At 42.0% G+C, this 12,671-nt stretch carries 11 protein-coding genes and 3 tRNA genes; 1 reads left to right on the top strand and 13 read right to left on the bottom strand.

Annotated elements, in window-relative coordinates:
- Positions 1–30: 30 nt before the first annotated feature.
- The 7 genes from GPLA_RS08330 to GPLA_RS08305 all read right to left on the bottom strand — a co-directional run bounded on the left by GPLA_RS08330 (position 31) and on the right by GPLA_RS08305 (position 6,902).
- Positions 31–657 (bottom strand): FMN-binding negative transcriptional regulator, encoded by a 627-nt coding sequence (locus GPLA_RS08330; RefSeq protein WP_007104423.1) that lies wholly within the window; start codon positions 655–657, stop codon positions 31–33.
- 676 nt (positions 658–1,333) lie between these two features.
- The gene (locus tag GPLA_RS08325) at positions 1,334–1,711 is read right to left on the bottom strand and encodes a VOC family protein (protein WP_007104421.1); all 378 of its coding nucleotides are present in this window, start codon (positions 1,709–1,711) and stop codon (positions 1,334–1,336) included.
- 514 nt (positions 1,712–2,225) lie between these two features.
- Positions 2,226–3,095: a phytanoyl-CoA dioxygenase family protein gene (locus GPLA_RS08320; protein WP_007104420.1), complete on the bottom strand. Its 870-nt coding sequence runs from the start codon at positions 3,093–3,095 to the stop codon at positions 2,226–2,228.
- Between the two features lie 563 nt (positions 3,096–3,658).
- Positions 3,659–3,907 (bottom strand): DUF3297 family protein, encoded by a 249-nt coding sequence (locus tag GPLA_RS08315; protein ID WP_007104418.1) that lies wholly within the window; start codon positions 3,905–3,907, stop codon positions 3,659–3,661.
- A gap of 158 nt (positions 3,908–4,065) precedes the next feature.
- On the bottom strand, positions 4,066–5,421 hold the full coding sequence (locus GPLA_RS08310; protein WP_007104417.1) for a DEAD/DEAH box helicase: 1,356 nt from the start codon (positions 5,419–5,421) through the stop codon (positions 4,066–4,068).
- A gap of 105 nt (positions 5,422–5,526) precedes the next feature.
- On the bottom strand, positions 5,527–5,664 hold the full coding sequence (locus tag GPLA_RS23435; protein WP_007104416.1) for a hypothetical protein: 138 nt from the start codon (positions 5,662–5,664) through the stop codon (positions 5,527–5,529).
- 644 nt (positions 5,665–6,308) lie between these two features.
- Entirely contained in the window at positions 6,309–6,902 is a 594-nt protein-coding gene (locus tag GPLA_RS08305; RefSeq protein WP_007104415.1) for a hypothetical protein, read from the bottom strand.
- A gap of 420 nt (positions 6,903–7,322) precedes the next feature.
- Between GPLA_RS08305 and GPLA_RS08300 the strand changes: the two genes are divergently transcribed.
- Positions 7,323–8,228: a tyrosine-type recombinase/integrase gene (locus GPLA_RS08300; RefSeq protein ID WP_007104413.1), complete on the top strand. Its 906-nt coding sequence runs from the start codon at positions 7,323–7,325 to the stop codon at positions 8,226–8,228.
- Positions 8,229–8,323: 95 nt separating this feature from the next.
- On the opposite strand, the gene GPLA_RS08295 is transcribed toward GPLA_RS08300, so the two are convergent.
- From GPLA_RS08295 to uvrY, 6 genes are all read right to left on the bottom strand, one after another.
- Positions 8,324–8,410, bottom strand: a tRNA-Leu gene (locus tag GPLA_RS08295).
- Between the two features lie 50 nt (positions 8,411–8,460).
- Positions 8,461–8,534 (bottom strand) — tRNA-Cys (locus tag GPLA_RS08290).
- A gap of 190 nt (positions 8,535–8,724) precedes the next feature.
- Positions 8,725–8,799 (bottom strand) — tRNA-Gly (locus tag GPLA_RS08285).
- 186 nt (positions 8,800–8,985) lie between these two features.
- Positions 8,986–9,564: a CDP-diacylglycerol--glycerol-3-phosphate 3-phosphatidyltransferase gene (gene pgsA, locus GPLA_RS08280; protein ID WP_007104412.1), complete on the bottom strand. Its 579-nt coding sequence runs from the start codon at positions 9,562–9,564 to the stop codon at positions 8,986–8,988.
- A 70-nt stretch (positions 9,565–9,634) separates the two neighbouring features.
- Entirely contained in the window at positions 9,635–11,461 is a 1,827-nt protein-coding gene (gene uvrC / locus GPLA_RS08275; protein ID WP_007104411.1) for an excinuclease ABC subunit UvrC, read from the bottom strand.
- Positions 11,462–11,464: 3 nt separating this feature from the next.
- Entirely contained in the window at positions 11,465–12,109 is a 645-nt protein-coding gene (gene uvrY / locus GPLA_RS08270) for a UvrY/SirA/GacA family response regulator transcription factor (RefSeq protein ID WP_007104410.1), read from the bottom strand.
- Between the last annotated feature and the right edge of the window lie 562 nt (positions 12,110–12,671).

The raw sequence follows: 12,671 nt of genomic DNA, 5'->3' as shown, positions 1-12,671 counted from the left end.
ATACTGAAAGCATCACCCCTCTTGGGCGAGCTAAGGTTGATTAATGGCCCCCACGCCCAACTGTCTGCGCTGCATGTAATTGGCGAGTTGCTTATCCCCGAGCGCATCACTTGTTGATAAAGCAGTATGCACACCGTGTTGATCTGCTATTTTTCGCTGCTGCCCCAGCTTCTCTTTAGCATCAATATGCTCAATATCAATTTTAAAACCAACAACCGCCTGCCTAAGTTTAGCTTGATAATCTTGTGGCATTAACACCTCATCATTGAGCAAGTTAGGCTCATATTTAGCCACTAGCCTGTTCATTGTTTCTATGGTGTGGGCATCATTTAATAAAGTCGCTCTCCCGCGGCAGTGAACTGCAGCATAATTCCACGTTGGCACACCCGGTCCATTTTCATACCACGTTGGCGAAATATACCCATGGGGGCCATTAAAGATGACGAGTGCATTCTCCTGAGCAAGTTGTTTACATTGAGGATTAGCTTTAGCGATATGCCCATACAAGACCCCTTTTTCACCTTCATCGGGGGAAAATATAAAAGGAATATGTGTGGCCTCCAATGATTCAGACACCAAAATACCAAAGCTATGGTCTTTTATAAATTGAACAATTGTATCGTTACCTTGCATATGCATATTTTTTGGAACAAACATCAATTAACGCCTTTTAGTTTTTATCGCTGTAAAGTAAGTGACAACTTTCAATACCGTATTTTATGTTTTCGCTTTCCATTCGTACTTGCGGCGCTGGCCATGGGTAAGCAGTCTTCAAGGTGCTAATATCCTCTCAATGCATGGTCACCGAAAGACGCCTCAATAAGCCTGCTTCAAAAGAAACCCAACTGTGAAAATGAAATTCATTGTCGTGGCCGACTCCGCTATATTTAATAACTGATCGAGTAAATACTGATTGTCGAACAGCTACTCGTGAGACTGTGCTACCAATAACACATCAATCAATCAATCAATGTATTTCAAAGGGATAATGCCCAGTGAGGGCAACGCCCCCTCGGCTGAAACTGGACACAAGGTTTGCGCCACAAAAATCACATTAAATCGTAACTCTAGTCGAGAAAAACGAGATACCTTAGAAAATGCTATAAACGGTCCGCTAAAATCGAGTACTTCATCCTGTCAGGCGGGTAAATCAAGACGTTCATAACCCGCTATTTCCACGTAATGAGTCGAGTGTAACAGGCTTAAATGTCCCGAAAGATGACACTAGTATGAAAAATCATCATAAGTACACCAGAAACAAAAAAGTGCCCTATCATGAGCACTTTTTAAATTGATTTTCTGGGTACCTACACAGCTAAACTAAGATGGTGTATTACACGCGAATGAGCGTACAAACTTTATTACCCGTTGGGTCACGTAAATACGCTAGGTACATTTGGTTTTCACCTGCGCCACGTACACCAGGAGGATCTTCACAAGCCACTCCGCCATTTGCTAACCCCGCTGCATGCCATGCTTCAGCTTGTTCAGTACTTTCAACTTTAAAACCTAACGTTGAGCCATTGCCGTGGCAAGCTTGCTCGCCGTTGATTGGTTTCGTTAAGGCAAACACACCGCTTTTATCGAAATAGAAGCAACGGCCTTTTTCATCCATTACACCAGGCTTGTAACCTAAAACAGCCATGGTCGCATCATAAAATGCTTTTGATGCTTCCATATCGTTAACACCAATCATCACGTGACTAAACATAACTCAACTCCTAAAAATCGCCATTTGGCGTAAAATATTAGGCAAACTAGAGGAAACTGAACAATGTCTCGCCTGCTCGAGTGGCGTGAATGCTACAGAAAAATCAAAGTTAACCCGCATGTAATATTAGCTAACTCAGTAAGTTATCAGCACATCACCCCATGAGCAATGAAATTAATTAATCGAAACGAAGCGTATTAAGTAACTAGGTGTTAACCAGATTAGCGCACCAACCGAGCACCAACACCATTTTGTTAACAGAAATTTAACGCGGCAGCGATAACATATGCCAAGACAAAACCATCGACAATGCAGTTATATATATTCCGTGTACGACTACTGTGCAATCCGCAACCAGACGCTTTTCTGCGCCAGTAATTAAGAATGCTAACGCTAAATTTGTCATATTAAACACGCGGTTCAAATTATTGGGAGCATGAGCCGCTTCATAACTCCCTAACAGCGAAGACCTTTTTAGTAGATGATTTTCAAGCGCAGCAGTATTGGCCGTAAACTACGTCTTTTTGCTGTTTGATAGTGTCCGTTTGGGATGCATACCATTTACCATACCCATGAATGGTGGGTGTATTGAGTAACCAACCATGCTAAGTAACTGTTCGGGAATGGCTTGCAATGTTTTTTGGCTAAGCTCTAAAAAGAAATTTTCCTGGGGTCTTAGCCAAGGTTCACAATATTGGCAGGTAGCAGCAAGGCGGGTCGATTCAGATTGATTCGCACCTCCACCATGCCAGGTTGTGCCAAGAAAGAATACGACAGATCCCGCTGGCATCACGACTGGAATCGTTTGACTTCGATCAGTGACGATTTCTTGACCTAATAAATGACTACCTGGAATAATAACCGTTGCGCCATTTTCGTCGGTAAATTCATCTATAGCCCAAATAGTAGCGGCTCCGAGCGGTTTACGGGGACGTTTAACAGGATAAAAACCATCATCATAATGCAAAGGTTGAGCGACCTCTCCAGGTAAAATATTGATCATTTGTGCTTGGCTTAGCAGGTAATTGGGTTGGAATAAATGGTCAAGTAAGCCTGTTATCCTTGGATGAATAGCCAATGAGTCAATTAGACGCGTTTTCTCAAGCACACTATAAAGCCGCTGGGTCTTTATACCTTCAAAATTATTGCGTCCGCCACCCTCTAAAAGTGGCACTGTTGCACTGCGAATGGTGTTCAATTCAGACTCACAAAGTAAACGTTCAATAATGACGTAACCATTTTTTTGTAACGACTCGAAGTCTTCCGCTATTTGTTTTTTGAGCGCTTGTGAGACATTTACCTCATCGGGTTGAAAAGCTTTGTGTTTATGAGCAAGGTCATGCCCAAGTTCAACAATCGATTCAATGTGCTTCGTTTTCGTCATAACGTTATCTTCCGATGCGGCTTTATATACAGGTATTATCAAAAAATACCATAACGACCAATATAAAAATAGCGCGCTGAAAATACGCCTGCACCATGCCAATTTATGGCTGGTAAGTCATTTCTATGAGCAATAATCGAATGTATTTGTCATCGCGTACTCGGCTGAGTCCCAGCGCGCGTTTACGCTTAACGATGCCGGTGTATTCTACGAGTGAATATTTATCTCAACCTTTGTGACCGTATTAGCGGTTGTTATATCTAACGAATTGAGGAAAATATTGCCTTGAATATATCCAGCCCCGCGCAGACGTAAATATGCAAGCTAGCAGTAAAGTGTAGGAACAAGCGCGTTATAATCGTGGTCGTCATATCTATAATCTATAGATGAATGGAGAATAACGATCGTCCATGGATAAAAAGCAGGCGGATGATTAGGCTAACGCTAAATAGGTGAATGCCCTGTGAGTAAGACTAGCAGTAAATAGCCAGCGCATTAACTCAATAGCACTGGCTTTTATATCCATGGGATCACTAGGTTAACAATAAAAAGAGCCTGGCGGCTTATTTATAAAACGCTTCAACCGTACCTTTTAACGTAATCAAAAGCGGTTGACCACGGCGATCGAGGGCTTTGGGTGAAGGAATTTTAACCCAACCTTCACTGACACAATATTCTTCTACATTGGTGCGCTCTTTGCCATTCAACAAAATACCAATGTGATGTTCAAAAATTTCTTTATCATGGTGTGGACTGCGGGGATTGCCCGAGAGGCGATCCGGTAAAGGAGGTAAAGTTGTCGTATCGTTCATGAAAATGACCTAGATTCAAAAAAAGTGCGCCATTGTAGACAATATGCCCTTGGCACTCAATATCTGAAAAAAATAACCCTTAAGCTTTTGAGTGCTTTAGAATTATGTACACAAATCAAGAATATTCCCCCAGACTAGGTTTTCATTAGTTAATGTCTCTACTTTTTACGGCTCCGTTTAGCGACGCTCGCACCTTGCTTTTGACCTCGGTGCGCAGTCTGAGAGTTTGCTTCAAAATTGCCGTACAAATCATCATCATAGTCGTTGCTTGATTTACCTTTAGATACCTTACCGTCATGTTGTTTTTTTGCGGATTCATTTTTGCGATTTGGGTTATCCGAAGTGGTATTTTTTGATAACGCGCTGGCCGACGACGCTTTATGCTTTGGCGTAAAACCTAGGATGAACTCACGCTTGAACTGCACGCCAATAAAGCGCTCGATTGACAACAACTGTTTAGTTTCATCTTCACTGAATAATGACACCGCTAAGCCCGTATAACCTGCTCGACCAGTGCGACCAATGCGATGTACGTAATCCTCTGGTACATAAGGCAAGTCAAAGTTAACCACACAGTTAAGTTGGTTAACATCAATCCCCCGCGCAGCAATATCTGTGGCAACCAAAACCCGTATGCTGGCGTTTTTAAAGCCATCTAACGCTAGCGTGCGCGCATGTTGGGTTCGGTTGGCGTGAATTGACGCCGCGCTTATACCTGCACTTTCCAACTGGGTAACTAAGCTGTCCGCTGAACGCTTAGTACGGACAAATACTAACGCTTGCTGCCATTGGTGTTTCTTAATTAAGTGAATTAACACCTCGCTTTTACGCTCTTTGTCCACTGGGTGAAATGTCTGCGCAACCGTATTCACCGTGCTATTAACAGCAGTTACTGCAATGATTAGCGGCATGTTCAACATATTCTTAGCAAATGTTTGTATATCATTTGAAAATGTAGCTGAAAATAACAAGGTTTGGCGTTTACTCGGCAGTAAAGTTTGGATGTGTTGAATATCCTCAACAAAACCTAAATCCAACATGCGGTCAGCTTCATCTAAAACTAATATTTCAAGATGTTCAAAGCTAATCGCCTGTTGATTGTACAAGTCAATTAACCGGCCCGGCGTAGCTACAAGCACATCTACACCCTGTTGTAGTTGACGTATTTGCGGCTCTATTCTTACACCACCAAAAACTGCCCCGCTGCGAATATTAAGCAGGCCGCTGTAGTTCTCAACGCTCTTAGCCACTTGCGCCGCCAACTCTCGGGTCGGCGTGATGATCAACGCACGAACATGATGGGGTTGGGCACTTTCACCAGCAGATAATAATTGCAACACAGGCAAGGTAAAAGCCGCGGTTTTGCCTGTACCTGTTTGCGCTACAGCCATCACATCACGTTGATTTAAGATAGCGGGGATCGCTTCACCCTGAATTTGTGAGGCAACCGTGTAGCCTTTATCTGCAACGGCTTGTACCAGCGCATCACACAAGCCTAAAGCGTCAAATGACATAGATAAACATTCCTTGGATGAATTAAATTTTGTATGTGATGCCACTCGAATGATGTTCACAATGATTAACTGGGTATCTTACACCAATTACCACTAAGCGAGGCTTCAATCTCTTAGCAAAGCGCCTGCGTAATTGATGTTTACAGCGGTTAAATCCAGCGATGCTAAGGTATTACGCGCTGGTAAAGCCGTACACGCACTCACAAGAAATACGCCCGCAGCAACCAACAGTAAGTTATTCATAAATGCTCCATGTAGCTTGGCTTTTACAAGGATGAAGATTAACGCACCTATCGGAAATAAAGCTCACCCCATCAAGTTTAGTTCCAGCATAACGCATATCATTTTTATGATGGGTTGCTCTGTATCTCATTATTGAGCCCCGAATATAGTCTGAAGACGGGTGCCACTGGTAACCGGCATGGGACGGAATAAATAAGGTAAGCGCTATTCATCGAAAGATAGATAATCCTCGAATACAACCGGAGTGACGTTCGCCAGAACAACCGACGAATTTACATGGGGAACTATGTAGACTTAAGAGGCTAGGCAGGATTACTGCGTTTTACTTGATGTGGGGAGCCATTCCAGCGCTTCAATATTGCGCGCATGATGCTTGCATATCCAGGCCCGACGGCTGCCAAGTTCTTCTCGAATGTTGCAATTTTTACCGCCAGTAAAATTTTGAATGTTTGATATCTCTTTTTTAATGATAGGGGTGATTAACGATCAGAGTAAACAGAAATGGCGAAATATAGCCAAAGATTTCACGATTTGCTCAGTTCAAGTCAGGCGAAGTGTCCTTCACCTCAAGAGCATCGATACATTCGTTGGGTTTACAAAAATGGTGAGCTAATTTATAAGAAGCACTTAAAATTACAATCAGATTATGATTTAAAAAATATATAAGTTCCGTATCCAAATAAAACTATAAGGAATAAAAGTAGACATTTTATTGCCGTTTTTGATGTTTTTTCGGTTTTCTGATAATCAGGTTCCCCAGATTTAACCCTTTTCCATTCGTATCTTAAAATACCTTGTACTTCTTTTATAATGGAATCTCGATGTATGTGTAAAGTATCTTCACAAAAAGAAGTACCAAAAAATACTTGGTCAATAGATTCTAAAGACTCTTTAAGTTTTGGAGACCTTTCAGGAGTTAACCTAAGAAAAAGTCGATGTCTCATCTCAAATAGCTGATATATATTTTCTTTATGCGAACACCTAAATTTCTGCAACTCCATATCAGTCAAACAATTTTGCTTAGTTGATTTAAGCTCGCATTCATACAATTTAAATAATGTATCGATTTGTGCCAAATATTGAGCAGCCTCTTGTCTGATTCGTCTACGTCTAGATTCTCTATATTCAGATATTTTTTGTTCTTTAGATATGATCATTGAAACTAAGGCTACAACAGCTGTAATAATCCCAGCGATTGTCGCCCAAATCATAATAAAAGCACCTGAAGGTAATTCCATTAGATATCTCCCAGATGTTAAATTGAAGCTAACAGTTTTTTTCGGCTGTTTACATATGTCATTTTTAGCATAGGCAATAACTCGCTATAAAAGTTAAATTTTTCCGATTTTGAGAATAATTTGTATGAAAGCACTGAAAAATATCAATATATTGATATTCACCGATACCCTGCCGAGTCAGTAAAAATAAAAAGCACCGCCGATGAGGATATATATCGCGGCAACGATGGAAAATGAAGGTAAAATTACGTAAGACATGCGTTCCAATTATCGAGATGAATAGTTGACAATTTCAGAGAGTGGATTTTCTCCAAATTTTTCTAAATGGATAGAAAACGGAATACCGCAGATCAATGAATACCACCCCGTGTATACAAAGGGAAAAGCGCATACGAGTTTCGGCCAAGGACAAGCGGAGTTATGCGTTTATGCGATTTAAGTGCAACTAAATCGATGGTGTGGCAAGAGTATGAAAAACAAATAGAGCTATCGAACAGCAATAACACTGTAAGTAAGTTGGTTCGTGAGTTTATCGACAGTGCAGACTTTTGCGAACTCGCCATGAACACCCAAAAAGACTACGTAAAGTACTCTAAAAAAATATTAGCTGCATTCGGCCCCATGCAAAGCGATAAAGTTCAGCCTAAACATGTTCGCCAATTCATGGATATACTCGGCCAAAAATCCCCAGTGCAAGCCAACCGACACAAAGCCTTTTTATCACGCACGTACCGCTGGGCATTCGAGCGCGGTAAAGTAGCCAGCAACCCATGCACAGGTGTAAAACAATTCAAAGAAACACCCCGCGACCGCTACGTAGAAGACTACGAGTACCAAGCCGTATTTAATACCGCATGCGCAGTCGTAAAAGCCGCAATGGAAATCAGTTATTTATGCATGGCCAGAAAAGCCGATGTCGTAAAACTGCATAAAAGCCAGTTACTCGAGCAAGGTATTTACATCAAGCAAGGCAAAACAGGCAAGAAACAAATTAAAGAATGGGGTCCACGCCTGCGCGCAGCGGTAACGTTCGCTAAAGCAGAATCAGCCAGAGTTGAATCAATGTATGTACTACAGCAAAAGAATGGCTCACCGTTCGCACTGGCCAGCTTCGACCAACGATGGCGCAAAGCTGTAATCAAAGCCCGGTTAGAAACTGAACTCCCGCTAGATTTCACCTTTCACGATCTGAAAGCAAAAGGCATATCAGACTTCGAAGGCACCACAGCAGAAAAGCAACGCGCAAGTGGTCACAAAAGCGAGTCTCAGATCTCAATATACGACAGAAAAGTACAAGTCGTTCCCACCGTTGAAAGCAAGAAATAACCAATAATATTCGGAAAATATTCCGAAATAGATTTACAGCAAGAATTGAGAATAAAAAGTTATATCGAAAAGATAATAAAAACAATAACTTAGAATGGTGCCCGGGGCCGGACTTGAACCGGCACGTCCTTACGAACGAGGGATTTTAAATCCCTTGTGTCTACCAATTTCACCACCCGGGCATCGGGGGATACTTGTTAATAATAACAAGCTGGTATTGCTGAAGCGATTATGGAGGCGGAACCCGGAGTCGAACCGAGATCCACGGATTTGCAATCCGCTGCATAGCCATTCTGCCATTCCGCCACATTTGGAGTTAATAATGAATGAAACATTCATTGCTTCTTTTGAAGCTCTCCTTACAGTGATTACTCACCACAATTACTTCTTTAAATTTGGAGCGGGTAACGAGATTCGAACCGGTCGACGCTCGATTGCGACCCCTTGGGGTTGCACTCCTTGTAACGATTACTCACTACAATTACTACGTTAAATTTGGAGCGGGAAACGAGATTCGAACTCGCGACCCCAACCTTGGCAAGGTTGTGCTCTACCACTGAGCTATTCCCGCACCTGTTTTAAAAAGCAAACTTGTTAAGTAACGATGCCTTGTTTACTTAGCGAGTTGTTTGCTGCTCTCTAAATCTGGGCTGCATTCTACATTCACTATCAAGACTGTCAACAACAAAAATAACATTTTATGACTGACTGCTTGATTTTTGACTAATGCGCTTTTTTTTCAAACGATTTAGCCCGATTAATCTTGTTTGCTTTCAGGTTTTGATAGCGAAGGCCAAGCTGCAATGGTGTAAGTCACCATAGACCATAGAGATAATACTGCGGCGAAATACAATAATATGTATCCCAACGTCACCCAATAAATCGGAATACCCATAAAAGATTGCATTTCTGAGAGCAAACCAATCAAGGCCAACATTTGCGCCATGGTTTTTGCTTTGCCCATAAATGAGACTTTAACGGTATCTTGTAGTCCTTTTTGCCCCATCCATTCACGCAAGGCCGAAATATAAACTTCTCGAGCTAATAATAATATCGCGGGTACGGTTATCCACGCGGTTGCATAGGTATCAGTAATCAGGAGCAATGCAGTTGCTACTATAAGTTTGTCGGCAACTGGGTCTAAAAATGCGCCAAAGGCGGTAGATTGTTGTAATTTACGTGCCAGATAGCCATCGAACCAATCAGTAATCGCAGCAAACCAGAAAATAAATGCAGCGGCCTGATGCGCCCACTTCCAATCAAGAAAATACACCGCGACGAAAATAGGTATCAATAAAACGCGGATCAAAGTGATGATGTTTGGGATAGTCCACATTTAGCGGTTAGTCCTCGTTGTTGTGTTGGGTAGGCAGGCCTACGAGGCTCGTGTTACTCACGAGCGTGTTTTAATTGTGGATATGGTCATAAATCGTATCCGCTAGTTCTGCGCTAATCCCTGGCACGTTAGCGATTTCGCTGCGACTGGCTTGCAAAATACCATGCAAACCGCCCATGTATTTGAGCAAACTTTGGCGACGTTTCGCGCCGACTCCTGGAATTGACTCAAGCTTTGACGTTTTTTTGTCTTTTTGACGCCTTGCTCTGTGCCCAGTAATTGCAAATCGGTGTGATTCATCACGAATATGCTGAATGAGGTGCAAGGCAATTGAGTCGCCTGATAACGGGATAGTAGCATGGTTACCTGCCAAAATAAGGGTTTCAAGGCCAGCCTTACGGCTACTCCCCTTAGCAACACCAATGAGTAAAGGTTTTTTCTCATGCTTCCAGTCTTCAAAATAATCTTCGGCTTGGGTTAATTGGCCTTTCCCTCCATCTATAAACAAAATATCAGGGATTTTACTGTCGTCTTTTACATCGCGATAACGACGCGCAAGCGCTTGAGCCATGGCTGCATAATCATCCCCTGGCGTAATGCCATCTATGTTATAGCGACGATAATCAGCTTTAAAAGGCCCTTCACGATTAAAAACCACACATGACGCTACCGTTAACTGCCCTGACGTATGGCTAATATCAAAACATTCCATACGCTGAATAGGCTGCTCAAACTCAAGAATTTTCTCTAGTTCAGTATAGCGAGCGAATACCGACTTTTGCTGCCCTTGCTTAGCAATTAACGCATTTTCAGCATTGGTGTTGGCCAATTCTAAATAACGCCGTTTTTCATCCCGGGCGCCACGATAGAACTGAATTCGTCGGCCCGCTTCTTTGGTCAGTAACTCTTCGATTGCCCCCTGCTCGGTCAACTCTAGTGGCGTAACGATTTGCTTGGGTATGACTTTATTACCAGCTAAGTAAAACTGCAGAATAAATGACTGAAACACCTCTTCGTCACTGGCATTCGCAGGCACCTTAGGGTAAAAGCTCTTGCTACCGAGTAGCTTATTATCACGAATGAATAAGCCTTGAATGCAGGCAATGCCATTTCGATAAGCAAAACCAAACACATCCATTTCTTCTTGATTGCCACTAACCCATTGCTGTTCTTGAACTTTGTTTAATGCGCTGATTTGGTCGCGATAGCGCGCAGCAGATTCAAAACGTAAATCTTCACTGGCGCTTTCCATATGTTGAACAAGAGAATCAATAACCTGTTTATTCTTGCCTTTGAGAAACATGCGTGCCAAATCCACTTGGGCTTGGTACTCTTCGTCGCTCACTAAGCCTTCAACACACGGGCCGGTACAGCGTTGAAGCTGATATTGCAAACAAGGACGAGAGCGCGCTCGATAATAACTGTCTTCACATTGACGAATAGGGAAAATACGCTGCATAGTGCGCAAACTCTCACGCACGGCCCACGCACTCGGATAAGGCCCAAAGTACTCACCCTTGAGTTTTTTGGGACCTCGATGATTAGCTAAACGCGGATGCTGATGATCAGACAAGAAAATGAAAGGATAAGACTTGTCGTCTCGCAACAGCACGTTATAGCGAGGCTTGTATTTCTTGATGAAGTTGTTTTCGAGAATGAAGGCTTCAGCTTCACTGTGCACCACAGTAACGTCCATGTGAGCGATTTGCTTAACCAGTGATTGCGTTTTAATACTATCGACCTGACTACGAAAGTAGCTCGATACACGATTTTTAAGGTTTTTAGCCTTACCTACGTAAATCACATCCTGCTTGTGATTATACATGCGATAAACGCCAGGCTGGCTAGTCAAATCTTTAAGAAAGGCCTTAGAATCAAACGGTATGTTGTCACTCATGAATTACAAATTATCTGAATTTATCAACTTATGACGCAGTGCTAAATGAGTAAGTTCAACATCGGTACTAACACTCAATTTATCAAACATACGATAACGATGCGTATTAACCGTTTTGGCACTGATGTTTAAAAATTTTGCTATATCAGGCACTTTTGAACCTTTGGTCAGCATCAAGGTTATTTCTAACTCCCGCTCCGACAAACATTCGAACGGGTTACCGTCGCTAAAATCCAACGCACCTATCGCTATTTGCTGAGCGATATCAGGCGATACATATTTTTGCCCCGCTGCAACCTTGCGAATAGCAAGTTCCATTTCTTTAGGATCCGAATCTTTGGTCAAGTAACCAAACGCTCCCATGCGCATCACCTTTGCAGGGATAGGGTTTTCTTTATGAACCGATAACACGATAATTCGTGTATTTTCACTAAAACGCAAGATCTGCTTGGTCGCTTCCAAACCACCAATGCCAGGCATACTCATATCCATTAATACCAAATCAGGTGCATCTTTGCGGCAGAATTTAACGGCCTCTTCACCTGTTGTAGCTTCTCCAACTACGACAAAACCTTGTACATCTTCCAAAATACGTCTTATACCGGTTCTGACCAGTTCGTGATCATCAACCAACAATATTTTTATCAAACAAGTGCTCCTAGAGGAGTGTTATTTTTCTCTGTTTAGGTGACTAAATATCACATAAATGCAAAATAATTTCAGCTATCAATTCCATTAAATTGATATTTTAACGTGATTAATTAGCAATACTGCATGAAATTTATACTTATCGGTAAAAATGGGTGCTTAACCTATTCCATCCACCGATGGTGTCTTTCAAACCTTGGCAAGTATTTCGTGCTAAGCACGTAGGTACAGAACATTTAATTGTCCATCGATTTTCACAATCAAGGACCCGGACAGGTGCCAAGGGAATTCCGCCGCAGCGACATTTACTCGGCATATCTGCTATGTCGGCAAGACGCTTAGCTACACTACCAACTTCATTCTTTTGTTTCATAATTTAGCTAAATTGATCTGACTTATAGGCAAAAGAGCATAAAGTAAATAACCCTACAAAGTCACGGTTATATTTTTGTGAGATGCAAAAATTGGCGATTTACTCAATATTAGTGTCACTTTTATAATATTTACCACGGGTCTAGCTATTCAGTTTCTATCCATACAAGTTTGCAACGGATTTGATACT

The sequence above is a fragment of the Paraglaciecola polaris LMG 21857 genome, from assembly GCF_000315055.1.
GTDB classification, from domain to species: Bacteria; Pseudomonadota; Gammaproteobacteria; order Enterobacterales; family Alteromonadaceae; genus Paraglaciecola; species Paraglaciecola polaris.
Note: the sequence above shows the minus strand (reverse complement) of the source record. Positions and strands in the feature narration are given on the sequence as shown.

Excerpts from the sequence above, each read along its gene's own strand:
- GPLA_RS08330 (WP_007104423.1), bottom strand. The coding sequence starts at position 657 with ATGTTTGTTCCAAAAAATATGCATATGCAAGGTAACGATACAATTGTT.
- GPLA_RS08325 (WP_007104421.1), bottom strand. The coding sequence starts at position 1,711 with ATGTTTAGTCACGTGATGATTGGTGTTAACGATATGGAAGCATCAAAA.
- GPLA_RS08320 (WP_007104420.1), bottom strand. The coding sequence starts at position 3,095 with ATGACGAAAACGAAGCACATTGAATCGATTGTTGAACTTGGGCATGAC.
- GPLA_RS08315 (WP_007104418.1), bottom strand. The coding sequence starts at position 3,907 with ATGAACGATACGACAACTTTACCTCCTTTACCGGATCGCCTCTCGGGC.
- GPLA_RS08310 (WP_007104417.1), bottom strand. The coding sequence starts at position 5,421 with ATGTCATTTGACGCTTTAGGCTTGTGTGATGCGCTGGTACAAGCCGTT.
- GPLA_RS23435 (WP_007104416.1), bottom strand. The coding sequence starts at position 5,664 with ATGAATAACTTACTGTTGGTTGCTGCGGGCGTATTTCTTGTGAGTGCG.
- GPLA_RS08305 (WP_007104415.1), bottom strand. The coding sequence starts at position 6,902 with ATGGAATTACCTTCAGGTGCTTTTATTATGATTTGGGCGACAATCGCT.
- GPLA_RS08300 (WP_007104413.1), top strand. The coding sequence starts at position 7,323 with ATGCGTTTATGCGATTTAAGTGCAACTAAATCGATGGTGTGGCAAGAG.
- pgsA (WP_007104412.1), bottom strand. The coding sequence starts at position 9,564 with ATGTGGACTATCCCAAACATCATCACTTTGATCCGCGTTTTATTGATA.
- uvrC (WP_007104411.1), bottom strand. The coding sequence starts at position 11,461 with ATGAGTGACAACATACCGTTTGATTCTAAGGCCTTTCTTAAAGATTTG.